This is a genomic window from Zhihengliuella flava, from assembly GCF_015751895.1.
GTDB classification, from domain to species: Bacteria; Actinomycetota; Actinomycetes; order Actinomycetales; family Micrococcaceae; genus Zhihengliuella; species Zhihengliuella flava.
In genome coordinates, this window is record NZ_JADOTZ010000001.1 from 972,027 (window position 1) to 994,346 (window position 22,320).

18 protein-coding genes are annotated in these 22,320 nt (G+C 68.0%); 8 read left to right on the forward strand and 10 right to left on the reverse strand.

Annotation, left to right across the window (positions count from 1 at the left end; translation table 11 throughout):
• Nucleotides 1-64: 64 nt before the first annotated feature.
• Both paaZ and IW252_RS04510 read right to left on the reverse strand, forming a co-directional pair.
• Nucleotides 65-2,176 (reverse strand): phenylacetic acid degradation bifunctional protein PaaZ, encoded by a 2,112-nt coding sequence (gene paaZ, locus IW252_RS04505; protein ID WP_196835469.1) that lies wholly within the window; start codon nucleotides 2,174-2,176, stop codon nucleotides 65-67.
• Nucleotides 2,177-2,232: 56 nt separating this feature from the next.
• Nucleotides 2,233-3,897: an ATP-binding cassette domain-containing protein gene (locus IW252_RS04510; protein WP_196835470.1), complete on the reverse strand. Its 1,665-nt coding sequence runs from the start codon at nucleotides 3,895-3,897 to the stop codon at nucleotides 2,233-2,235.
• 324 nt (nucleotides 3,898-4,221) lie between these two features.
• Between IW252_RS04510 and IW252_RS04515 the strand changes: the two genes are divergently transcribed.
• From IW252_RS04515 to IW252_RS04525, 3 genes are read left to right on the forward strand one after another with little or no spacing between them, the layout of a single operon-like run.
• Nucleotides 4,222-5,766 (forward strand): pyridoxal phosphate-dependent decarboxylase family protein, encoded by a 1,545-nt coding sequence (locus IW252_RS04515; RefSeq protein ID WP_196835471.1) that lies wholly within the window; start codon nucleotides 4,222-4,224, stop codon nucleotides 5,764-5,766.
• Nucleotides 5,763-7,070, forward strand: a complete 1,308-nt coding sequence (locus IW252_RS04520; RefSeq protein ID WP_196835472.1) for a lysine N(6)-hydroxylase/L-ornithine N(5)-oxygenase family protein — start codon at nucleotides 5,763-5,765, stop codon at nucleotides 7,068-7,070. Before IW252_RS04515 ends, IW252_RS04520 begins: the two co-directional genes overlap by 4 nt.
• Entirely contained in the window at nucleotides 7,067-9,484 is a 2,418-nt protein-coding gene (locus IW252_RS04525) for a GNAT family N-acetyltransferase (RefSeq protein ID WP_196835473.1), read from the forward strand. Before IW252_RS04520 ends, IW252_RS04525 begins: the two co-directional genes overlap by 4 nt.
• A gap of 314 nt (nucleotides 9,485-9,798) precedes the next feature.
• Here IW252_RS04525 and IW252_RS04530 read toward each other — a convergent pair whose 3' ends face one another.
• Nucleotides 9,799-10,263: a hypothetical protein gene (locus IW252_RS04530; protein ID WP_196835474.1), complete on the reverse strand. Its 465-nt coding sequence runs from the start codon at nucleotides 10,261-10,263 to the stop codon at nucleotides 9,799-9,801.
• A gap of 121 nt (nucleotides 10,264-10,384) precedes the next feature.
• Nucleotides 10,385-11,128, reverse strand: a complete 744-nt coding sequence (locus tag IW252_RS04535) for a tyrosine-protein phosphatase (protein ID WP_196835475.1) — start codon at nucleotides 11,126-11,128, stop codon at nucleotides 10,385-10,387.
• 78 nt (nucleotides 11,129-11,206) lie between these two features.
• Here IW252_RS04535 and IW252_RS04540 point away from each other — a divergent pair, with 78 nt between their 5' ends.
• On the forward strand, nucleotides 11,207-12,325 hold the full coding sequence (locus IW252_RS04540; RefSeq protein ID WP_196835476.1) for a PLP-dependent cysteine synthase family protein: 1,119 nt from the start codon (nucleotides 11,207-11,209) through the stop codon (nucleotides 12,323-12,325).
• 78 nt (nucleotides 12,326-12,403) lie between these two features.
• Here IW252_RS04540 and IW252_RS04545 read toward each other — a convergent pair whose 3' ends face one another.
• The 4 genes from IW252_RS04545 to IW252_RS04560 all read right to left on the reverse strand — a co-directional run bounded on the left by IW252_RS04545 (nucleotide 12,404) and on the right by IW252_RS04560 (nucleotide 16,943).
• Nucleotides 12,404-13,252, reverse strand: coding sequence for a 3-hydroxyacyl-CoA dehydrogenase family protein (locus IW252_RS04545; RefSeq protein ID WP_196835477.1), 849 nt, complete (start codon nucleotides 13,250-13,252; stop codon nucleotides 12,404-12,406).
• Between the two features lie 11 nt (nucleotides 13,253-13,263).
• On the reverse strand, nucleotides 13,264-14,055 hold the full coding sequence (locus IW252_RS04550; RefSeq protein WP_196835478.1) for an enoyl-CoA hydratase/isomerase family protein: 792 nt from the start codon (nucleotides 14,053-14,055) through the stop codon (nucleotides 13,264-13,266).
• Nucleotides 14,056-14,057: 2 nt separating this feature from the next.
• Nucleotides 14,058-15,278 (reverse strand): acetyl-CoA C-acyltransferase, encoded by a 1,221-nt coding sequence (locus IW252_RS04555; RefSeq protein ID WP_196835479.1) that lies wholly within the window; start codon nucleotides 15,276-15,278, stop codon nucleotides 14,058-14,060.
• Nucleotides 15,279-15,455: 177 nt separating this feature from the next.
• Complete coding sequence (locus IW252_RS04560) at nucleotides 15,456-16,943, reverse strand: amino acid permease (RefSeq protein WP_408065759.1); 1,488 nt, start codon at nucleotides 16,941-16,943, stop codon at nucleotides 15,456-15,458.
• Nucleotides 16,944-17,112: 169 nt separating this feature from the next.
• On the opposite strand from IW252_RS04560, the gene IW252_RS04565 reads away from it, so the two are divergent.
• The 3 genes from IW252_RS04565 to IW252_RS04575 all read left to right on the forward strand — a co-directional run bounded on the left by IW252_RS04565 (nucleotide 17,113) and on the right by IW252_RS04575 (nucleotide 20,175).
• Nucleotides 17,113-18,066, forward strand: a complete 954-nt coding sequence (locus tag IW252_RS04565; RefSeq protein WP_196835480.1) for a 1,4-dihydroxy-2-naphthoyl-CoA synthase — start codon at nucleotides 17,113-17,115, stop codon at nucleotides 18,064-18,066.
• 20 nt (nucleotides 18,067-18,086) lie between these two features.
• Entirely contained in the window at nucleotides 18,087-19,196 is a 1,110-nt protein-coding gene (locus IW252_RS04570) for an AMP-binding protein (RefSeq protein ID WP_196835481.1), read from the forward strand.
• A 70-nt stretch (nucleotides 19,197-19,266) separates the two neighbouring features.
• Nucleotides 19,267-20,175, forward strand: a complete 909-nt coding sequence (locus IW252_RS04575) for a 1,4-dihydroxy-2-naphthoate polyprenyltransferase (protein WP_196835482.1) — start codon at nucleotides 19,267-19,269, stop codon at nucleotides 20,173-20,175.
• Between the two features lie 41 nt (nucleotides 20,176-20,216).
• Here the strand turns inward: IW252_RS04575 and IW252_RS04580 are convergent, their stop codons facing one another.
• The gene (locus tag IW252_RS04580; RefSeq protein ID WP_331271439.1) at nucleotides 20,217-20,513 is read right to left on the reverse strand and encodes a DUF4229 domain-containing protein; all 297 of its coding nucleotides are present in this window, start codon (nucleotides 20,511-20,513) and stop codon (nucleotides 20,217-20,219) included.
• Nucleotides 20,514-20,615: 102 nt separating this feature from the next.
• On the opposite strand from IW252_RS04580, the gene IW252_RS04585 reads away from it, so the two are divergent.
• Nucleotides 20,616-21,068, forward strand: a complete 453-nt coding sequence (locus IW252_RS04585; protein WP_196835484.1) for a PLDc N-terminal domain-containing protein — start codon at nucleotides 20,616-20,618, stop codon at nucleotides 21,066-21,068.
• A 214-nt stretch (nucleotides 21,069-21,282) separates the two neighbouring features.
• Here IW252_RS04585 and ccsB read toward each other — a convergent pair whose 3' ends face one another.
• On the reverse strand, nucleotides 21,283-22,320 hold the full coding sequence (gene ccsB / locus IW252_RS04590) for a c-type cytochrome biogenesis protein CcsB (protein WP_196835485.1): 1,038 nt from the start codon (nucleotides 22,318-22,320) through the stop codon (nucleotides 21,283-21,285).

A 22,320-nucleotide genomic window follows, 5' to 3' on the forward strand; every position in this document is an offset into this window, starting at 1 on the left:
TGTCCCCTTTAACGCGCCACGGCGCGGCCGGGGCTGTTCGCCCGGGCCGCGCCGTGGATATTTTTTACCAGTTCTTGTACGTGGTGTTTTCCTTTTCGACCAGCGTCAGCACATCGTACTGAGCCACGATTTCACCGTCCTGATTGTGCAGCACGGCATCCCAGCGGACCTCGCCGTATTCATCGGTCACGCGCGGGGTCACCTGCTTGGCGGTCAGCGTCACGCGGACCGAGTCGCCGGCGGCCACCGGGGTGATGAACCGCAGGTTCTCCAGTCCGTAGTTGGCCAGCACGGGCCCCGGTGCCGGCTCAACGAAGAGCCCGGCTGCCCAGGAGACGAGCAGGTAGCCGTGCGCCACCTGCCCCGGGAAGAACGGGTTGGCCTCGGCAGCCCTGGCATCCGTGTGAGCGTAGAACGTGTCCCCGGTCTCCCGGGCGAAGTCCTCGATGTCTTGGAGCGTGATGGTGCGCAAATCTGAGGCGAAGGCGTCGCCGATCTGCAGTTCTGCCAGCGACTTGCGGAAGGGATGCTCGTGAGCGGCCTCTGCGCCGAACGCCTCGCAGCCGGCGATCGTGCGGTCCGCACCCGTGTGCCACACGCCGGTGACCGCGGTGAGCAGGTTCGGCGAGCCCTGCAGCGCCGTGCGCTGCATGTGGTGCTTGACGGAGCGGATGCCGCCGAGTTCCTCGCCGCCACCGGCGCGGCCCGGGCCACCATGGACTAGGTGCGGTACGGGCGAGCCGTGCCCCGTGGAGGTCTTGGCCGTCTCCCGGTTGAGGATGTGCACGCGGCCGTGGTGCCCGGCGATTCCAACCGTCAACTCCCGCACCGCCTCCGGATCGTTCGAGCAGACGGTGGCCACCAGCGACCCGGCGCCCGCTGCCGCCAGCCGCACGGCGTCCGCCACGTCGTCGTACCCCAGCACCGAGGACACGGGGCCGAAGGCCTCCTTCGAGTGCACGGCCTCGGCATTGACGTCGTCCCACGTGAGCACGAGGGGGGACATGAAGGCGCCCTCCGGCACGACGGCGTCTTCACCGCCCTGCGTCTTGACCACCGGCGCGTCGAGGCTGCCGTAGGCCAGCTCGCCGCCGGCGGCCAACATCGCCTCGACGGCCCCGCGGACGTCCTGCAACTGGTCGAGCGAGGCCAAGGCGCCCATGGTGGTGCCCTCGGCACGCGGATCGCCGACGACGACCCGCTGCTCGATCCGGTCCCGGAGCGCCTCGACGACGGCCTGCTCGCGGCCCTTCGGGACGATCGTGCGGCGGATGGCAGTGCACTTCTGCCCGGCCTTGACGGTCATCTCCGTCACCACGGCCTTGATGAAGGCCTCAAACTCCGGGGTGCCGGGCTCCGCGTCCGGGCCGAGGATCGCGGCGTTCAGGGAATCCGTTTCCGAGGTGAAGCGGACGCCACCCTCGATCACGTTTGGATGGGACTTGAGCCGGTTGGCCGTGCTGGCGGAGCCCGTGAAGGAGAGCATGTCCCGATAGTCCATGACGTCCAGCAGCTCCCGGGCCGAGCCGGAGATGAGCTGGATGGAGCCGGCCGGCAGAATGCCGGAGTCCACCATGAAGCGCACGCAGGCCTCCGTCAGGTGGCCGGTGGGGGTGGCCGGCTTGACGATCGTGGGGACGCCAGCGATGAAGGCGGGGGCGAACTTCTCCAGCATGCCCCAGACGGGGAAATTGAAGGCGTTGATCTGGGCGGCGACGCCAGGAATGCGAGTGTAGATGTGAGTTCCGAGGAAGGACCCGTCCTTGGACAGGGGCTCGGCCGGACCGTCGAGGACCACGTTGGAGTTCGGCATCTCGCGGCGGCCCTTGGAACTGAAGGTGAAGAGCACGCCGATGCCGCCGTCGATATCCACCATGGAGTCGATCTTGGTGGCGCCGGTGCCGAAGGACACCTCGTAGAGCTCCTTGCGGTGCTCGTTGAGGTAGATCGCCAGTTCCTTGAGCTTGAGCGCGCGCTCGTGCAGCGTCAGCTGCCCGAGTTCCCGCTGGCCCACCGTCCGGGCGTGCTCCACCATGGCCGGCAGGTCGAGGCCGTCGGAGCCGAAGCGTGCGACGATCTCGCCGGTGTTGGCGTCGCGAACGTCGGCCGTCCGGCTGTCCTCAGCGGGGGTCCACCACGTGTCCTGCACGTAGCTGGGCACAATCTGGGTTGTCATCGGCGACAATTCCTTCCTGAACGATCGGTCAGTAATCAGGTTTAGCGTAGCAGGGATCACACCAGCGCACTAGTGAGATGCCACCGCCGGCTGGGCGCGAGCTGTTGCGCGAAGTCCTCGTCATGGCTCACGAAGACGACGGCGCCGCCAAACCCCTCGAGGGCCGTCACCAGTTGACCCACCGAGGCGTGATCGAGGTTGTTCGTCGGCTCGTCCAAGATCAGCAACTGCGGCGCCGGATCCGCCAACAGGAGGCGAGCCAAGGCCACCCGGAAGCGCTCACCACCCGAGAGCTGCCCCACGGCGTCGTTCACGCGGTCGCCGCGCAGGTGAAAGCGCGCCAACTGGGCCCGCACTTGGGCCTGGGTGCCGCTCGTGGCGATCTGCTCGGCCACCGTGAGGTCGTCACGCAACCCCTCCCACGCACCGTCCGCGTCGAGCTGTTGCCGGAGCCACCCCAGCGGGACGCGCGCCCCGGCCGCCACCTGAGCCAAGAGCGTGGACTTGCCGACGCCGTTGCGGCCTGTCACCCACACGCGTTCCGGCCCGCGGATCGAGAGGTAAGCATCGGCCGCGTCGAGGCGGGTTCCCTCCGGCAGCCTGAGCGAGTTGAGCGCGACGTCGAGGACGACGCGCTGGGCCGCGATCTCCGTGCCCGGCAGGTCAATCGAAATGGACAGATCCGCGGGAACGGACTCGTGAGCAGCCTCGAGCTCGGCGCGCGCCCGCTCCTGACGGCTCGCGAGCTGGGCCCGGAGCTTTCCTCCCGCGGCCTCGGCGTCACTCCGGCGAGCGTTGGCGAGGATTTTCGGCAGACCGTCGGCCGCCTCTCGGCCCGCCCGGGCGCGGCGGGCCATTGCCGTCTCGGCCGCGGTGCGGCGCTGGCGCTCCGCGTTGACCACCGCCCTCGCGTCCCGCACGCGCCGCTCGGCGGCCTGACGCTCCACCTCGGACTCCCGCTGGTAGACCTCCCAGGCACTCTCTGCCGCCGCGGCCCCAAACTGCCGCACGACGACGCCGTCGGCGGCCATGGACCGCACGCGCCGCGGCCGCAACTCGAGGATGGTCTGAACCCGGCGCAGGATGGCGACGTCGTGGGTCGCCACCACCAGCGTGCCAGCATCCCACTGCTCCACCGTCTCGGCGAACCGCGCCTGGGCGACGGCATCGAGATTGTTGGTCGGCTCATCACACAGCGTCAGGGCGGCCGCGCGGCGCTCGAGGCCCGCCAGCGCGGCGATCGTCGCCTCACCTCCGGAGAGGCTCGCGAGTGGCCGCACCAGCAGGTCCGCGCTGGCTCTGACCCCGTACGTCCCCAGCAAGGCCACGAGGTGCTCCTCGAGATCCCACGCATCGCCGACGCAGTGGAACGCTTCGTCGAGCTCGTCCTCCGGCACGCTCCCGGCGAGGATCCTGTGCAGCGCCTCGAGCTGCTGCTCGACACCCAGCACATGGGCCACCGTCCGGTCCCGCGAACGGGCCACGTGCTGAGGCAGGTAGGCCACATCCTGCGGTGCCACGACGTGCCCGGACGTCGGGCGCAACTCGCCGGCGGCCACGCGGAGGAGGGCTGACTTGCCGAGGCCATTGGAACCAACGACGCCGACGGTCCCGGTCAGCGTGACGGAGAGGTCCGCGAAGACGTTGCGGCCATTCGGCCACGTCAGGCCGAGGTGGTCAAAGGTGAGAGAAGAATCATTTCGTAATGGGCGTGAAGGCATGGGCGCTCCCGAGGTTGAGGTGGGCGCACCAGCGGTTGGCGGCGCGCTTTAGGCGGGTCGGCGCGCTGTCTTCACTGCATCAACTCCCGGATCGGCCATCACGAACCTCACCAGCATAGGCGATTGGTTGATCTTTGCCAATCAGTGAGCGGCGCATTGCCACACCGGCGCGCGCAATCTATCGGACACCCTGAGACTTGAATTAGGTACCAGATGTGTGCGCTTAATGTTCCGGCTTTAGGTAAGCCTTACTTAAACATTGAAGTGTCAGCGCTCCCGTCGTGCACCGAGAGTGCACGTCAGGAGCCAACATCAGGAGAGTTCATGACTGAAGTGAACGCCGCCGGTGACGCCACCCGGCCACACGCCCTCGGCCGGCTCGACGCCGTCGTCGCCGAGCCACATCCGCTCGCCGCAGCCAATCAGCTGCTCGCGGGTGAGACGGTGCACCAGTACATCGCCGAGTCCGGCGCGGCCACCCTCCTCGCGGCGTCCGCCATCACCGGCGCTCAGGGGCCCACTACCGGCCCGACGCCCGAGGCTCTGTCCCACCGAATTGACGCCGTGGACCTCGGCACGCCGCTCGGCGACACGAATGCCGCGCTCGCGGAGGCCCAGCACCTCTACCTCGACGACGCCGTCTACTTCCACCACCCCCGCTACCAGGCGCACCTGAATTGCCCGGTACTCATCCCCGCGGTGGCGGCCGAGGCGCTGGTGACCAGCATCAATTCCTCGCTGGACACGTGGGACCAGTCGGCCGGCGGCACTCTGATCGAACGCCGCCTCACCCGCTGGGCCGCTGACCTCATCGGATTCGGCCCCACCGCCGACGGCATCTTTACCTCCGGCGGCACCCAGTCCAATCTGCAAGCCCTCCTCATTGCCCGTAATCGGGCGGTCGCCCCACGCTCCGGACCCTTGCCTCAGCGGCTTATGGGGCTGCGGATCTACGCCTCCACTCAGGCCCACTTCAGCATTCGCAACGCCGCCACACTGCTGGGACTCGGCGAAGACGCCGTCGTGCCAGTCCCCACCGATGCTCACCGGCGGCTCGACGCCGCCGCACTGCGCGCGGCCGTCGAGCGGGACGTGGCCGCGGGCCACACCCCGATGGCCATCGTGGCCACGGCGGGAACCACCGACTTTGGGGCGATCGATCCGCTGGCCGCCTGCGCAGACCTCGCCGCGGAACACGGCGCGTGGTTCCACGTCGATGCCGCGTATGGTTGCGGACTGCTCATCTCCCGCCGGCGCGATCGCCTCGCCGGGATCGAGCGCGCCGACTCGGTGACCACCGACTTCCACAAGTCCTTCTTCCAGCCGATCGGCTCCAGCGCGCTGCTGCTGGCCGACGGCACCGACTTTGGGCACATCACGCACTACGCCGACTACCTCAACCCTGCGGCCGAGGCCGGCACCGTGCCCAACCAGGTGGACAAGTCCCTGCAGACCACGCGGCGGTTTGATGCGCTCAAGCTCTGGATCTCCCTGCGCTCGCTCGGCGCCGAGGCGATGGGTGCGCTCTTCGATGAGTTGATCGACCTCGCCGAAACCGCTGCCGACCGCGTCGACGCCCACCCGCGCTTGGAGCTCGCCGCGCCGGCCCAGTTAAGCACCGTGGTGTTCCGCTTCCGGCCCGCGGCCCACGACGCCGGGTCCCCGGCCGCGCTGGACGCCCTGCAGGATCGCATCCGGGCCGCGCTCTATGCCTCCGGCGAGGCGATGGTGGCCGCGACAACGGTGGACGGAGCCCGCCACCTGAAGCTCACCCTGCTCAATCCCCGCGCCCGCATGGCGGACCTCGAGGCGGTGCTCGAGGCCGTCGTCGCGGCCGGCGAGCGCCTCAGCCAGGAGGTGGCGGCATGATGTATGACGCCGTCGGAATCGGTGCTGGCCCCTTCAACCTGGGATTCGCCGCGCTCGCGGACGGCGCGCCCGAGCTCTCCGTGGCCGTCTTTGAGGCGGCCGAGGACTTCGCCTGGCACCCGGGCATGATGCTGCCGGGAACGCACCTGCAAGTCCCCTTCATGGCGGACCTCGTCACGCTGGCTGACCCTACCAGCGAGTACAGTTTCCTGAACTACCTCAAACTCTCCGGGCGCCTTTACCCGTTCTACATTCGGGAGAACTTCTACGCTCTGCGCCGCGAGTACAGCGACTATCTCCGCTGGGCCGCGCACCGGCTGGACAGCGTGCACTTTTCCCACACCGTGACCGGCCTCGAATACGACGACGGCCGCTACCTCCTCACCGTGCAGTCACCGGACGGTGTCCGGCAGGTTGAAACCCGGCAGGTGGTGCTCGGCACGGGCACACAACCCTGGGTTCCTGACGCCGTCGAGCCGGCCGTGCAGGCGGCGGGCCAGGCGTTCCACAGCAGCGACTACACCCGTCGGCGCGCTGACCTAGACGGCGCGCGGCGCGCGGTCGTGGTGGGCAGCGGCCAGTCCGCCGCGGAGATCGTCGCCGACCTACTGGCCGGCTGGGTGGATGAGGCCCCGGGGCGGGAGCTGACGTGGATGACGCGCTCACCGCGCTTCTTCCCCCTGGAGTACACCAAGCTGACGCTGGAGATGACCTCCCCCGACTACATCGACCACTTTCACGGTTTGCCCGCGGACACGCGGGATCGCCTGGGCGCCGAGCAGCGTGGCCTGTACAAGGGCATCAATGCTGACCTCATCAACCAGATCCACGAACAGCTCTATCAACGCCACGTGGAACGGGGGCCGGGCACCGTGCGGCTCAAGACCGCGACGGCACTCGAGTCGCTGACCCAAGCGCCGGACGGCGGGCTGCGCCTCACCGTCACCGACGCGGACGACGGCGGCACGCAGCACATCGCGGCCGACGCCGCCGTGCTGGCCACGGGGTACCGCTACCGGGAGCCCGCCTTCCTCGCCGGCATCGCCGATCGCATCCACCGCGGGCCCGATGGCCGGTTCGCCGTCGACCGAGAATACGGGATCGGCGAGGGCCTTCTGGTGCAGAACGCCGAGTTACACACCCATGGCTTCACGGCCCCGGACCTCGGCATGGGCGCCTACCGCAACTCGGTGATCTTGAACCGGATCGCTGGGCGCGAGGTGTACCCCGTCGAGCGTCGCATCGCCTATCAGGAGTTCGGTTCCGCCCTCCCCACCCACCGACTGCAGGAGTCCACCCCATGAGTCTCGTCCCGACTGTCTCCCCCAACCATGCCGACCGTCCTCGCGGTGGCAGCGCCACGGGCGTGCCGTCGTCGTTCTCCTTCCGCCCGGTGGACCCAGCCTCTGACGCGGCGCTGTTGCACGCGTGGATCGCCACCGAACACGCACGGTTCTGGGGCATGCCGCACGCCACGGAAGCCGAGGTCCGTGCCGAGTACGAACGGCTGGATGCTGACCCGCATCACCTCCCGCTCGTGGCCGAGCGGGAGGGCACAGCCCAGTTCCTCGTCGAGGTGTATGACCCGGCGCACTCGCAGCTGGCCGGCCACTACACGCACCGCGACGGCGACGCCGGGCTGCACCTACTCCTGCCGGCGCCAAAAACGCCGCGACCAGGTTTCAGCCAAGCGGCCCTGACCGCGGCGCTGGCTCACGTGTTCACCGACCCCGCCATCACCCGGGTGGTCGTCGAGCCGGATGCGTCCAATACGGCCATTCATGCGCTCAATTCTCGGGTGGGCTTCCGGCCGCAGGGCCGGATTGACCTCCCGGCGTTCGGCGCCGAGCCGGCCAAGCGGGCCCTGCTCTCCTTCTGCGACCGGTTCGATTTTGCCCGCGCCACGGGCACGAGTTCCACGATCGCCGCCCACCTGGACCCCGCGCGCTGGGCGGCGGCCAACCGTCACGTGGTGGCCAAAGCGATCGGTGAGTTCAGCCACGAGCGCCTCCTCGAACCGGAACCGCAGTCCGCCAGCGCGGGGGCCGGGACCTACGTCCTGCGCGGCACCGGTCCCGACGGCGTCGAACACGGCTACACGTTCGCCGCCACACGGCACCTGCTCAACCACTGGCGCGTGGACGCCGCCTCCGTCACGCACACCGCCGCCGGGCAGTCCGCGGCGGTCGACGCGCAGGAGTTCGCCGTCGTGTTTCAGCGGCAGCTGGGGATCTCCGCGGAGCAGTTGCCCACCTATGTGGAGGAACTCGGCTCCACCCTGGCGAGCCACTGCTATAAGCAGTTGCACTCCACCGTGTCGGCCCGCGAGCTCGCCGCTGGCGATCCGGACCCCATCAGCGCATTTCAGCGGATCGAAGCCGCCATGACGGAGGGCCACCCGTGCTTCGTCGCCAACAACGGGCGGATCGGGCTCGGCGCCCAGGACTACCTGAACTATGCGCCGGAGACCGGCAGCGCGGTGGACTTGGAGTGGGTGGCGCTGCACGCGACGCGCGCGCGGTACGACGCCGTCGACGGCCTGACGCACCGCAGCCTGCTGGCCTCGGAGCTGGGCGAGTCAGCGCTGGCCGAGTTCGACGAGCGGCTGAGCGCGGCGGGGCTGGAACCGCAGGACTACCTGTATCTCCCGGTACACCCGTGGCAGTGGGAGCACCGGTTGGCCGTCACGTTCGCCGCCGACGTCGCGGCCCGCACGATGGTGCACTTGGGCACGGGCCCCGACCAGTACCAGCCGCAACAGTCCATCCGGACCTTCTTCAATCGCAGCCGCCCGGAGAAGCACTATGTCAAGACGGCCCTGTCGATCGTGAACATGGGTTTTCTGCGCGGGTTGAGCGCCGCTTACATGGAATCCACCCCGGCGATCAACGAATGGCTGGAATCCGTGGTGGCCACCGATGCCGAACTGCACGAGCGCCGGGTCGACCTCCTCAAGGAAGTCGCCGCCGTCGGCTACCGGAACCCCTTATTCGAGGCGGCGACGGATGCGACGAGCGCTTACCGGAAAATGCTCGCGGCCCTGTGGCGCGAGTCCCCCGCGGACCGGCTGGCAGAGGGCGAGGAGCTGGCCACCATGGCCTCGCTGCTGCATGTGGACGCCGACGGGAAGTCCGTCGCAGCGGCGATGATCCGCCGCTCCGGCGTCGGCGCTGAGGCGTGGCTGCAGTGCTACTTCGACGCCTATCTGGTGCCACTGGTGCACTTCCTGCTGCGCTATGACCTGGTGTTCATGCCGCACGGGGAGAACATCATTCTGGTCACCCGGGAGGGCCTGCCGGACCGGATGCTCATGAAGGACTTGGCCGAGGAAGTGGCCGTCTTGGGCCCGCGCACTCCCCTTCCCGAGGCGGCCGAGCGAATCCGGGTGGACGTGCCGGCCTCCGAGCGCGTGTATTCCGTCTTCACGGACGTCTTCGACTGCATTTTCCGTTTCCTCGCCCCGCTCTTGGCCGAGGAGGGACTCATCTCCGAAGCGGACTTCTGGACGGTCGTGGCCGAGCGGTTGCGCGCGTACCGGGACCGCAACCCGGAACTCGCCGCGGAATTCGACGAGCTGGGACTGTTTGACGCCGAGTTTCGCCTGTCCTGCCTCAACCGGCTCCAGCTGCGGAACAACCAGCAGATGCTGGACTTGGGCGACCAGGCTAGCGGGCTGATCTACGCGGGATCACTCGAGAACCCGATCGCCTCCGGCTAACCGGGTCCGTTCCTCCGCCCATCGAGAAGATCCCGCGCGAATCGAGTCGATTCGCGCGGGATCCTTCTATCATTGCGGGACGAACGAGCACTACGCAGGGAGACTCTACGTGCGGCGACCGAACCAACCACGCTTCGGTTCACTTTCGCGGTCGCTCACGCCCGTCAACGGACCGTACTTGGCTTCGTACCGTGCGCGGATGCCGGCCGCGATCTCCCGCTCTCTTGGAGTGATGGGGTCGGCTCTCCCATCTCGAATTTTTCGCTCGAGAGCGCTGGGGCGACGGCTATTCAACTGAGTCACAACGCAACCTCCTACTCCCCATCATTATCCGCCCCCTGCAGTTGGCCGTCCATAGGCGCATCTCCTGCCACCGCTGTGGTCACAGCGGCCATCATGGCGTATTCAGCTCGGGTTGCGTCCGTTTCTAGCGCTTCGAATGCCTTCAATCCGATATACCTCGAGCTATCGTCTTCACTCATGGCTAGATTGAAGGCCCATTCGGCACGGTCCCACCATTCCTGGCGCTCGGCCGCACGCCGTTGCACGCGAGCCGACTTGGTCGCGGCCACAAACGCGACCGCGGCGCCCACCAGCGCGAAGACGCCCGCAGCCGGTGGGCCCGTCCAGAAATCACGCCACAACGGATCGTCGAGGACGAAAGGTGGCATCACGCGACCGACTGCGGCGCCACCAACGGCGAAGAGTGCCATCATGACGCCGGGCCGCCACCACTGCCGCACCCACCTTGTCACCATCACGCCCTCCTGACGTTGCATTACCACCTAACTACCTGTGCGTCACGCTAATGCAACGGCGTGATAGTCCTCGCCTGACATCGACAAAACGACAGTTCTCCACGGCCAGGCCACTACGGCTTCCAAACCACAGATCTGAGTGCTAGGTCAGGAGAGCGCGCACAGCGTCCAGCTCTTCCCGCGTCACGCCGTGCGAGGCATCCCCGCCCGGCGCGAGCAACAATTGCTCGACGTCGAGCCCCTCCAGAAACTCATGAAGCCGCTCCAACTTTCCCTCCAGCTCCGCCGAGACGCGGCTCTCGGGCTGGTGGCTCTCGTGAGGGTGCGGCACCGGGCTCACCGCATGCCACGCGTTGATGCCGCGCAGCGCCTGTTCATACTGGGCGTCAATCAGGTCCTCGCGCCCCGCGAGTTTGAGGGCCATGCTGATGATGAGCCCCGTCCGGTCCCGGCCCGCCGAACAGTGAACCACCACCCCACCGGCTTGCTGGCCAGCGGCTAATGCCCGGAAAGCCGCGGCGATCTTCTCTGGAAACAGGCGTGCGTTTTCGCCGTAGTACGCCGGGTCGCTGAGGTAGTGGCCCACGAGCGCCATGAACTCCTCGTTGCTCTGATCCTCCGTCGGCGTATTCACGACGGCCAGCGGGGGCAACAGGTCCGCCGTGACCGCCGGGTCCGTGGTGCGCCGCACCCGTTCGGCCGGGTTCCGCAGGTCGATCACCGTCCGGACGCCGTCGTCGTACAGCTGGGCCCACCCGGCCGGGGTGAGCCATTCGCTGCGTCCCATACGGTAGAGCCCTCCCGCGACGTGGTGGGCGTTCACCGCGCCGTCCCACGTGACGGTGGAGTGGGAGGCAGCGGGCTGGGCGGGTGGCGTCGGCGTCATGAGCCCATGATGCCTCATCCGGCCGGCCTCACTGCGGCGCTCTCCGCCGCTGCACGGCCCGGGCCATAAGCTGGTTCTATGCTCACCAATACCCGCCGTAATGCGTGGGTGGACGACGCCGTCCGCGCCATCGAGGCCGATGCCACCCGCAGCGCCGATACCCATTTGCACCGCCTACCCTTGCCACCAGCGTGGGGCATCGACCTTTATCTCAAGGACGAATCGACGCACCGAACGGGCAGCCTCAAGCACCGGCTAGCGCGTTCCCTGTTTCTCTATGGCCTCGTCAACGGATGGATCACGGAGGACACCACCATCGTGGAGGCCTCCAGCGGCAGCACAGCGGTCTCCGAGGCGTACTTCGCCCAGCTCTTGGGGCTCGACTTCGTGGCCGTCATGGCGGCCAGTACGAGCGCCGAGAAGATCGAGTTGATTGAACGCTTCGGCGGCCGCTGCGAGCTCGTCGAGGACCCGGGCACGGTCTACACGGTCGCCGAGCGCATCGCGGCCGAATCCGGCGGCCACTACATGGATCAGTTCACGTACGCCGAGCGGGCCACGGACTGGCGCGGCAACAACAATATTGCCGAGTCCATCTTCGAGCAGCTGGCCGCCGAACCGTACCCGATTCCCACGTGGGTCGTCGTCGGCGCCGGCACGGGCGGTACCAGCGCCACTATTGGCCGCTACGTGCGTTACCACCGGCACGCCAGCCAGCTGGCCGTGGCCGATCCAGAGGGTTCCGCGTTCCTGCCGGCGTGGCAGGCATGGAACGACGGCGGGGACCCGGCCGCCGTGGTCGGCTCGCCCAGCCGGATCGAGGGGATCGGCCGCGCGCGGCCCGAGCCAAGCTTTGTCCCGTCGGTCATAGATGCGATCGCGCAGGTCCCAGACGGCGCGTCCGTGGCCGCGATGCGGCACCTTGCATGTCGCTTCGGCCTCAGCGCTGGCCCTTCCACAGGTACCAACCTCTGGCTGACGTGGCAGCTCATCGCCTCCATGGTGGCCCGCGGCGAGCGCGGCAGTGTGGTGACGCTCTTGTGCGATAGCGGCGAACGCTACCGGCGCAGCTATGCGGACCAGCGCTGGCTGGCCGGCCAGGAGATCGACCCGGCGCCCTACGAGGGCGTGATTGACGCGTTCTTGGCCAGCGGAGCCTGGCCCGCCGCTTCTGCGGAACCCTCGGCTAACCATTAACCGCGTGTGCCCGGCCGGCCTCACGAGGAGGTCGGCCGGGCACGGGCCGTGGCGCGCTCGTCAGGGTGCCAGCGCGGGCTAGCTCCAGTCGAAGAAGCCCCGGCCGGACTTGCGGCCCAGCTCCCCAGCGGCCACCTTATCCTTGAGAATCTGCGGCGGGGCAAAGCGCGGTCCCAGCTTGGACTCGAGGTACTCGGCAATCCCGAGGCGCACGTCCAGACCCACAATGTCCGTGGTGCGCAGCGGGCCCGTGGGGTGCTTGTATCCCAGCACCATGGCGTTGTCGATGTCCTCGGGGCTGGCCACCCCCTCCTCGACCATGCGCATCGCTTCCAGCGCAATCGCCACGCCGAGGCGGGAAGAGGCGAAGCCCGGGGCGTCATTGACGACGACGGGCGTCTTCTCCAACGCCTCGGTCCAGCCGCGCGCGGCCTCAATGTGGTCCGGAGCGGTCTGCTCTCCGATGACCACCTCGATCAGCGTCGACGCCGGGACCGGGTTGAAGAAATGCAGGCCCAGGAATTGTTCCGGGCGCTGCAATTCGTTGGCGAGGGTGGAAACGGACATCGAGGAGGTGTTAGAGGCCAACACCGCGTCAGCGGCCAGATGCTCCTCCACCGCGCGCAGGGATGCGACCTTCAGGTCCCAGATCTCCGGCACCGCCTCGATGACCAGGTGGCGGTCAGCAAAGGCCGCGTAGTCCGTGGTCACGGTCAGGTGTGCGGCGTAGTCCTGCTCGGGCAGCCCGCGGGCAATGGACTTCTCGACGGCGGACACCACGCGCTCGCGGGCTCCCTCCGCGGCGTCGTCGTTCCGTTCCACCACGACGACGTCCGCACCGTGGATCAGGAAGGCGTGGGCGATGCCCGCGCCCATGCGGCCGCCGCCAAGAACGCCGACCTTCGCCGGCAGGTTCTGCTCAGTCATGAATCTTCCCTTTACTTCTTGCGGTCCAAGTAGTCCTGCATGCGGCGGAACTTCTCCTCGGATTCGAACAACATTCCCTGCGTCAGCGTGTCGATGACGGGGTGCGCCTCACGCGGGGCGTGGAAGACGGACTTGGTCAGGCGCACCGCGAGCGGGTCCTGCTTGCCGATCCGGTCCGCGAGCGCGTGCGCAGCGTCCATCAGGTCGGCTGCGTCGACCAACTCGGTGATCAGCCCCACGGCCAGGCACTCCTCGCCGCGCAGAATTTTCCCGGCCAGCAGGATTTCCTTGGCCAGCGGCTCGCCCACCAGCTCCTTGAGGCGCCACGTGGCGCCGGCGGCAGCCATGATGCCGAGGCCGGTCTCTGGCTGGCCCATGCGCAGCTCGGGCGTACCGATCCGGAAGTCCGCCGCGTACGCGAGCTCCGCACCGCCGCCCAACGCGTAGCCGTCTAGGGCGGCGATCACGGGCATCGGCAGCTTGGCCAAACGGTCAAAGAGCGAGGAATTGATGCCGGCGAGCGCGTCGTCGCGGCGCCGCTCGCGCAACTGCCCGATGTCCGCGCCGGAGGCGAAGATCCCCTTGACGCCCTTCGGGTTCTCCTCCGTGGGAGCCTGTGAGGCCGTGCCGGCCAAGATCAGAACCTTGGGGGTTCGTTCCAGATACGCGCAGACCGCGTGCAGCTCGTCCACCATCTGTTGGTCGATCGCGTTGCGTACCTCGGGGCGATGCAACCGGGCCACCAGCCGACCACTGGTTTCGGTCAGCCGCAGGGTGGTGAACTGGGATCCGTCGAGCTGCATCCTTACACCCGCTCCAGCAGCAGGGCCGAGCCCTGGCCGACGCCCACGCACATCGTGGCCAGACCCAGTGCGCCCGGATCAGCCTCCCGCTCCAGCCGGCCCAGCAGTGTAATCGCGAGCCGGGACCCGGACGAGCCCAGCGGGTGCCCCAGGGCGATCGCGCCGCCATCGTTGTTGACCATGCCCTCGTCGAGACCGAGCTCGCGGACGCAGGCCAGCGACTGAGAGGCGAACGCCTCGTTGAGCTCGACGGCGGCCAGCTGGCCGATCTGGTGGCCCGTGCGCTCCAGCAGCTTGCGGGTGGCCGGAACGGGGCCGACGCCCATGATTTCCTGAGCGAGGCCGGCCGAGGCACCGCCGATTACGCGGGCCCGCGGGGTCAGCCCGTACTTCTCGATTGCGGCCTCGGAGGCGACGATGATGGCCGAGGCGCCGTCGTTGAGCGTGGAGGAGTTTCCGGCGGTGACCACCTCGCCGCCCTTGACCACCGGGCGCAACCCGCCGAGAACCTCGGCGGTCGTGCCGGGGCGCGGCCCCTCATCGGTGTCGACGACCGTGACCTTGCCCTTGCGGCCGGTCACCTCCACCGGCACGATCTCGTCCGCGAAGCGGCCGGCCTCGATCGCCGCGATGGCGCGCTCGTGGGAGCGCACGGCAAACGCGTCGCAGTCTTCCCGGGAGACGTTGAACGTGCGGGCGACTTCCTCAGCCGTCTCCGGCATGGAGTAGGTGGCCTTCCCCTCGCGGGAGAGCTCGCCGGAGAGGAACGCGGGGTTCGGGAAGCGCCAGCCGATCGAGGTGTCATAGGAGGCGCCGGGCTTGGCGAACGGCGTCGTCGGCTTCTCCATGACCCACGGGGCGCGGGACATGGATTCGACGCCGCCGGCCACCACGATGTCGGCGGCGCCCGCCGCGACCATGTGCTGGGCCATCGTGATGGCGGACATGCCGGAGGCGCAGAGGCGATTGACAGTGATGCCCGGAACGGTGTCCGGGAATCCGGCCAGGAGCCACGCCATGCGGGCGACGTTTCGGTTCTCCTCGCCGGCGCCGTTGGCGTTGCCGAGGATCACCTCGTCGACCAGCGCGGGATCAATCCCGGCGCGCTCGACGGCGGCGCGCACCGTCAGCGCCGCGAGGTCGTCCGGGCGGACGGAGCTGAGCGCTCCGCCATAGCGGCCCACGGGGGTGCGGGCACCGCCCACCAAGAATGCTTCTGCCATGAGTTCTCCTTGAGGCGTTCGCGGCCCTCTGCGTTGAGGCATGCCGCAGCGTCCGGACGCTCTCGCGCCGCACGTGACTTACTGACCGTTCGTTCACTAATAGTGTCACTCGTCACGGCCTCGGTCAACCACTGAGGCGTCACACGGCACCGCCGCACCGCGCAGCGCGAAGCAGGGCTAGGCGCCGGAGCGTTCGCCGTCCGCGTCAGACCTGCGCTCTGCGCGGCGCACCCGGCGCCACCCCAGCCAGAGGGCGAGCGCGAACACTGGCACGGTACAGATCGTGTACAGCCCCAGCCGGAAGACCTCGCCCGTGGTCGGGTCCACCATGGAATCAAAGGTGATGAGGAAACCGATGATGGCCAGCGCCGTCAGGCCGATCCAGCTGGTCCACGGCGAGCCCGGCATGGGCAGGGAGGAGACCTTGCCGCGCGTGCGGCGCAGCATGATCTGGCAGGCGAAGATGGTGCCCCACGTAAACAGCACGCCGATCGAGGCGGTGTTGAGCGCCAAATCGAACGCGTAAGTGCCGCCCAACCAAATGTTGACCAGGATGCCGATCACGTACACCGCACCGACGCTCAGGATGGCCATGTACGGCACGTGGCGGCTACTCATCTTGGTGAGCCACGTCGGCGCGTGGCCGTTGTTCGCCATGGCCCGGAAGACGCGGCCCAGTGAGTACAGCCCGGAATTGCAGGAGCTCAGCGCGGCGACGATCACCACGAAGTTCATGACATCGCCGATCCACCCAATCCCCAGTTGAGCGAAGACGGTGACGAACGGACTCTCGCCTGCTTTGTACTGATCACTGGGCAACAGCATCGCCAACAGGAGCACGGAACCCACGTAGAACACGGCAATACGGACGACGACGGCGCGGATGGCCCGGGGAACTTCCCGCTCCGGCTGCTTCATTTCACCCGCCGTGATGCCCACCAGCTCCACGCCGTTGTAGGCGAAAATCACCGCGTTCAACACCAAGATGGAGACCATGAATCCGAAGGGAAACAGGCCACCCTCGGCAGCGAAGAGGTTATTGACCGAGGCCTGCGTCTGGCCGATCTGCGTGTTCATCACCACCATGACGGTGCCGGTGATCAAGAAGAGGATGATGGCGGCGACTTTCAGGAAGGACGCCCAGAATTCCACCTCACCGAACGCCTTGGCGCTGAACAGGTTGACGCCCACCAGAACGGCGAGCGCGCACAGCGCCGAGATCTCCACCGGGACCCCGGGGAAGAAGAACTGGAAATACAGGCCCACCGCAATGAGCTCGGCAATGCCGGTCATGACCCAGTTGAGCACGTACATCCAGCCAGAGACGTAGGCGCCCTTGGGGCCGAACAGCTCCGCGGCGTAGGAAACGAAGGAACCGGAGGTTTGGCGGTACATGATCAGCTCGCCCAGGGCGCGCATCAGGAAGTAGGCGATCAGCCCGGCGAGCGCGTAGGACAAGACGAGTCCGGGCCCTGTAGAGGCCAGACGCCCGCCGGCACCCATGAAGAGGCCGACGCCGATGGCCCCGCCCATCGCGATCATCTGGACATGGCGGCGGGAAAGGGACTTCTGGTACCCCTCCCCCGTCAGCTGGGAGGCGGCCTCATTGCCGCCGTCGTGCTGGTCGGCGCCGGTAGGCGACGAACTGTGAGTGCTCGTAGACACACGGACTCCTAGGGATGGTAGAGCCAATTGCTTGAGGGTGGTCGCGAATAGCGACAGTCCAGTCTAGAGAACTTTCCGCGCCACCTCGTGGCACCCGTCGCGCCCGCCGACGCGTCGATGCCGCCCAAGGCCACGTGACGGCGGCCGGTGGAGAGCTAGACTCGTCCGGGTGAGTGCTGAAACGTTCCCTGAACAGGTATCCGATCTTTTCGACCCGACGCACTGGCGTGTCGTCGACGGCTTCGACTTCACCGACATGACCTATCACCGCCAGGTGGAGCGAACTACCGACGGGGAAATCCTGCGTGATTTGCCGACCGTGCGCATCGCGTTCAACCGGCCCGAGGTCCGCAACGCGTTCCGCCCCTCCACGGTGGACGAGCTCTACCGGGCCCTCGATCACGCGCGCATGACTCCCGATGTCGCCACGGTGCTGCTGACGGGCAATGGGCCTTCCCCCAAGGACGGCGGCCACAGCTTCTGCTCCGGCGGCGACCAGCGCATCCGGGGTCGGGACGGCTACCGCTACGCCGAGGGCGAGACCGCCGAGACCATCGACCCGGCGCGCGCCGGCCGGCTGCACATCCTCGAGGTCCAGCGCCTCATCCGGACCATGCCCAAGGTGGTGATCGCCGTCGTCAACGGCTGGGCCGCGGGCGGCGGGCACTCGCTGCACGTGGTCTCCGACCTCACCATCGCCTCGAAGGAATACGGCAAGTTCAAACAGACCGACGCGACGGTGGGCTCCTTCGACGCTGGCTACGGCTCAGCCCTCTTGGCCCGCCAAGTCGGCCAGAAGGCCGCCCGGGAGATCTTCTTCCTCGCCCGCGAGTACTCCGCGGAGGACATGGTCCGCCTCGGCGCGGTCAATGAGGCCGTAGAGCACGAGCGTCTCGAGCAGGTGGCGCTGGAGTACGCCGCGGACATCGCCCGTCAATCGCCGCAGGCGGTGCGCATGCTGAAGTTCGCCTTCAACCTGGCTGACGACGGGCTGGCGGGTCAGCAGGTCTTCGCGGGCGAGGCGACGCGCATGGCCTACATGACGGACGAGGCCGTCGAGGGCCGCGACGCGTTCCTCGGCAAACGGGACCCGAACTGGTCCGCCTACCCCTACTACTTCTAAACCCCAACACCTAGGTGGTTATGCTCTCCGAACCGCTCCAGGCCCTGTATGGCCAACTGGCCGACGCGCTCGACGAAGGACCCGCGATCGAACCGGTCGATTCGTCGATCGGCGGCGACCCCGTCGTTGAACACCCCACCGACGGCCCGGCGGGCACCGCCGTCGTCATTCGCACGTCCGGCTCCAGCGGCACGCCCAAGCGCACCGCCTTGACGGTGGAGGCCCTCGCCGCGTCCGCCGAGGCGACGGCGATGGCCTTGCGCGCCGACGGCCAATGGCTGCTGGCCCTGCCGCCGCACTATGTGGCCGGGCTCTCCGTCCTGACGCGCTCACTGTTCGCCGGCACAGCGCCGGTGGGCCTCGACCTCTCCGCGCCTTTCTCCGTGCAGGGTTTTACGGAGGCGGCGGCCGGCATGACGGACCGGACGCGCCTGACGTCGCTCGTGCCAACCCAATTGCAGCGCCTGCTCACGGACCCCAGCGCGGAGACCTTGGCCGTTCTCCAACGGTTCAACGCCATATTGGTCGGCGGCGGGCGCACGCCGGACGCCGTGCGCGCGGAAGCCGCCAAGCACGGCCTGGCCATCCATTTGACCTACGGCATGAGCGAAACGTGTGGCGGGTGTGTGTACGACGGCGTACCGCTGCCGGGCGTGCAGGTCAGCGCCGACGGCGGGCGGCTCAGCCTCGGCGGGCCGATGGTTGCCGCCGGGTACATCGGTGAGCCGCAGCGCACGGCCGAGCACTTCAGCACGGACGAATCCGGCGAGCGCTGGTTCCGGACCGACGACGTCGGGACGGTGACCGACGGCCGACTCACCGTGCAGGGGCGCCTCGACGACGTCGTCATTACCGGAGGCGTCAAGGTCTCCGCGGACGCCGTGCAGAGGGCCCTCGAGGCCGTGCCGGCCGCCGGGGAGGTGCTCGTGACCGGCGTACCGGACGACGAGTGGGGCGCCGTCGTCGTCTGTGTGTACACGGGTGAGGCCAGTCCTCACGAGCTCTCGGCCGCGGCTCGGGCAGCCCACGGCCCCGCCGCTGTACCCAAGCGGTACCTGCGCGTGCCGGAGCTGCCGCGTCTGTCCACCGGCAAACCGGACCGGCAGGCCGTGGCGGCCCTCTTCGCGTGACGATTTCCCTCCGGCCGGTGAGCGGAGGAAAATAAGCGGCTGAGAGATCTCAATTCTTCAGGAGGCGTTCGTGGCGACAGTTGGCCAATGGGTCCAAGGAGCGCGGCTGCGAACGCTGCCGATGGCGGTCGCGCCGGTCGTGATCGGCACGGCCGCCGCGTTCGAGGTCGACGGACGGTTCCACTGGGTACGGGCTCTGCTCGCCGCGTTCGTGGCGCTCATGCTGCAGATTGGCGTGAACTATTCCAACGACTACTCGGATGGGATCCGCGGAACGGACGACCACCGGGTGGGACCGCTACGGCTGACCGCGTCCGGGGCCGCGCCCGCAGTCCAGGTGAAGTTCGCGGCCTTCGCCTGCTTCGGCCTGGCCGCGATCGCTGGCGCCCTGCTGGTGTGGGTCTCGCAGGCGTGGCCGCTTCTGCTCGTCGGGGCGGCCGCCGTCGTCGCGGCCTGGGGCTACACCGGCGGCAAGAACCCCTACGGATATCTGGGCCTCGGTGACCTGTTTGTCTTCCTGTTCTTCGGGCTGGCGGCGACACTAGGCACCACCTTCACCCAGGTGCTGGAATTGACCGGGCCCGCATGGATCGGGGCGATCGGGTCTGGTCTGATCGCGGCGGCCCTGCTCATGGCCAACAATGTGCGCGACATCCCGACTGACCGCCAGGCCGGCAAGATGACCCTCGCCGTGCGCCTCGGCGACGAGTGGGCGCGGGCCAGCTACGTGCTGATGATTGCTCTGGCGCTCTTGCTCCCGGTCCTCCTGGTTGGCTCCCACCCCTGGCTGCTGCTGGTGGCTCTGGCCGCTCCCCTGTGCATCGGGCCGTCGTTGACCATGATGCGGGCAGGCCACGAACCGGGCGCCGCACGCAGCGCCCTCATTCCGGTGCTCAAGCAAACCGGGATCATCAGCTTGGCCTACGCGGGGCTCTTCGCCGTCGGCATGGTCATCTCCGTGAGCTTGGGTTCCCTCTAACGCGTACCGTTCGCGGCTGCTTGGACGAGGCCGGATCTCGCTTAGTCGCTGGTGGATTCGCCTCGCCGGCGGTCCGCCTGCTCCATGGCCTCGTCCTCCGCGGCGGCGTCCTCCTCAGCGATGCGCGCGGCCTGACCGCGGCGCCCCGCCATGCGATCCGCCATCTCGTTGACGGCCTGCAGGCGCAGCGAGTTGAAGAACAGGTAGCTCACGGCGAAGGCAATCACGAGGCCAAGCACCGCTGCCACCCACAGGTTCCACCCGATGACCCAGTAGATGAACGCAAAGACGGCGAGGAACAGGGCGAGGCGGAGCAGCGTAAATTTCAGAAAATGCACCACTTCATTCTACCGGGCGGGTGATCTGCCGGCCGAGCCGCTGCACTTGGCCCTGCGCGGAATCGACACGCGCGCCCGCCGCCGCTGACCTAAACTAGATTCATGGTTATCCGGCTGATTGTCGCGGCGTCGATCATCGCGCTGTTCGTCATTATTTACGCGCTGGTGGAGTGCGTGCGCACCCGCCCTCACGAGGTGCGCAGCATCTCCAAGCCCGCCTGGATACTCTCCATCCTGCTCCTGCCGCTGATCGGCGCCGTGCTGTGGTTTGCCCTCGGCCGCCCGCGAGCTGGCGCCCAGCCGGATCCGTATTCCGCACCGGGTTCCTCCTCGCGCAGCTCGGCCCCGGATGACGACGCCGCGTTCCTGCGCCGCCTGCAAGCCGAGCGCGAGCACAAGGCCCGGGAAGCCGAACTGCGCCGCCGCGAGGATGAGCTGAACAAGCGGGAGAACGGTTCCCAGAAGCCCGGTGAGGCCTCCTCGGGGCCCTCAGATCCTGACCAAGAGGGTGACGACTCCGGCGCGGGCCCCAACCCTGAATCCAAGGATACCTAGGGGCAATCCCTCCCAGCTCCAGCAGCGAGGGCCATGCGGCACTGGCTGAGGGCAGGCACACCGACCATTCGGCGCTGAGTGGTCCTTGTGGCACGCACAAGCCCCACAGACGCGGAGTCGTCGGCACCGCACACGCTGATACCGTCCCCTCAAACACGGAGTCGGCCACCTCCGCCCCGCGGAAGTGGCCGACTCGATGCCGTGCGTGACCTGGCTAGACGCCGGCGTAGGAGTGCAGGCCGTCGAAGTAGATGTTCACCACGGTGAAATTGAAGATCAGGCACGCGTAACCGACGATGCTCAACCATGCCGAACGCACGCCCGTCCAGCCGCGCGTTGCGCGCGCGTGCAGGTAGCCCGCGTAGACCACCCAAATGACAAAGCTCCAGACTTCCTTGGGGTCCCAGCCCCAGTAGCGCCCCCATGCCTGCTCGGCCCAGATGGCGCCCGCCATCACCGTGAACGTCCACATCACGAAGGACACGGCGTTGATCCGGTACGCCAAATTCTCCAGCGCCCCCGCGGACGGGACCAGGCGCAGCCACGGCATGACGTCCCGGCCTGTCTCCTTGAGCTTCGTCATGCGGCGGTGCTGCAACAGCTGCAGCACGTTGGCGACGAACGTGATGGTGAACAGGGAGGAGGCGAGGACGGCGATCGAGACGTGAATGATCAGCCAGTACGACTGCAGGGCCGGGACCAAGTGGCCCACGGGGGTCGGGAATCCAATCGTCGCCGCGCACAGCATGACGGTCACCAGCAGCGTGACAAACACGCCCATGAAACGCAGGTCCTTCTTGAGCAGCACCAGCAAGTACACGAGGGCCACCAACAGCGCGCCGGTGGTCAAGAACTCGTACATATTGCCCCAGGGCACCCGGCCCGCGGCGAAGGCGCGGGTCAGGACGGCGGCGGTGTGAACCACGGCCGCGAGCCACGTGAGGACGACGGCGATGCGCGCGATCGGGCGTTTGTCCGTCCCGGCCGCATACTCCATCGAGTCGTCCACCAGCTGGGTTGGCGCGGAATCATCCGGACCGGAGTGGGCGTCCTCGCCCCGGCCGCCCACGCTGGCCAACTGCTTGACCTCGGCGCGTTCGTTGGCCAGCACCTCGGACTCCAGCGCCCGAATCGTGGCATTGGACTTAGCCATGTCCCAGGCGAACGCGATGAGTGCCACCGCGTAGGCGAACGCGGCCAACAGCATGAACATGTCGCTGAACGCGCCAAGTTCCTCATTGATGACGGGCAT

What these genes read in the sequence shown, in the direction of transcription:
- paaZ (WP_196835469.1), bottom strand. Translation starts at nt 2,176, where the DNA reads ATGACAACCCAGATTGTGCCCAGCTACGTGCAGGACACGTGGTGGACC.
- IW252_RS04510 (WP_196835470.1), bottom strand. Translation starts at nt 3,897, where the DNA reads ATGCCTTCACGCCCATTACGAAATGATTCTTCTCTCACCTTTGACCAC.
- IW252_RS04515 (WP_196835471.1), top strand. Translation starts at nt 4,222, where the DNA reads ATGACTGAAGTGAACGCCGCCGGTGACGCCACCCGGCCACACGCCCTC.
- IW252_RS04520 (WP_196835472.1), top strand. Translation starts at nt 5,763, where the DNA reads ATGATGTATGACGCCGTCGGAATCGGTGCTGGCCCCTTCAACCTGGGA.
- IW252_RS04525 (WP_196835473.1), top strand. Translation starts at nt 7,067, where the DNA reads ATGAGTCTCGTCCCGACTGTCTCCCCCAACCATGCCGACCGTCCTCGC.
- IW252_RS04530 (WP_196835474.1), bottom strand. Translation starts at nt 10,263, where the DNA reads ATGCAACGTCAGGAGGGCGTGATGGTGACAAGGTGGGTGCGGCAGTGG.
- IW252_RS04535 (WP_196835475.1), bottom strand. Translation starts at nt 11,128, where the DNA reads ATGACGCCGACGCCACCCGCCCAGCCCGCTGCCTCCCACTCCACCGTC.
- IW252_RS04540 (WP_196835476.1), top strand. Translation starts at nt 11,207, where the DNA reads ATGCTCACCAATACCCGCCGTAATGCGTGGGTGGACGACGCCGTCCGC.
- IW252_RS04545 (WP_196835477.1), bottom strand. Translation starts at nt 13,252, where the DNA reads ATGACTGAGCAGAACCTGCCGGCGAAGGTCGGCGTTCTTGGCGGCGGC.
- IW252_RS04550 (WP_196835478.1), bottom strand. Translation starts at nt 14,055, where the DNA reads ATGCAGCTCGACGGATCCCAGTTCACCACCCTGCGGCTGACCGAAACC.
- IW252_RS04555 (WP_196835479.1), bottom strand. Translation starts at nt 15,278, where the DNA reads ATGGCAGAAGCATTCTTGGTGGGCGGTGCCCGCACCCCCGTGGGCCGC.
- IW252_RS04570 (WP_196835481.1), top strand. Translation starts at nt 18,087, where the DNA reads ATGCTCTCCGAACCGCTCCAGGCCCTGTATGGCCAACTGGCCGACGCG.
- IW252_RS04585 (WP_196835484.1), top strand. Translation starts at nt 20,616, where the DNA reads ATGGTTATCCGGCTGATTGTCGCGGCGTCGATCATCGCGCTGTTCGTC.
- ccsB (WP_196835485.1), bottom strand. Translation starts at nt 22,320, where the DNA reads ATGCCCGTCATCAATGAGGAACTTGGCGCGTTCAGCGACATGTTCATG.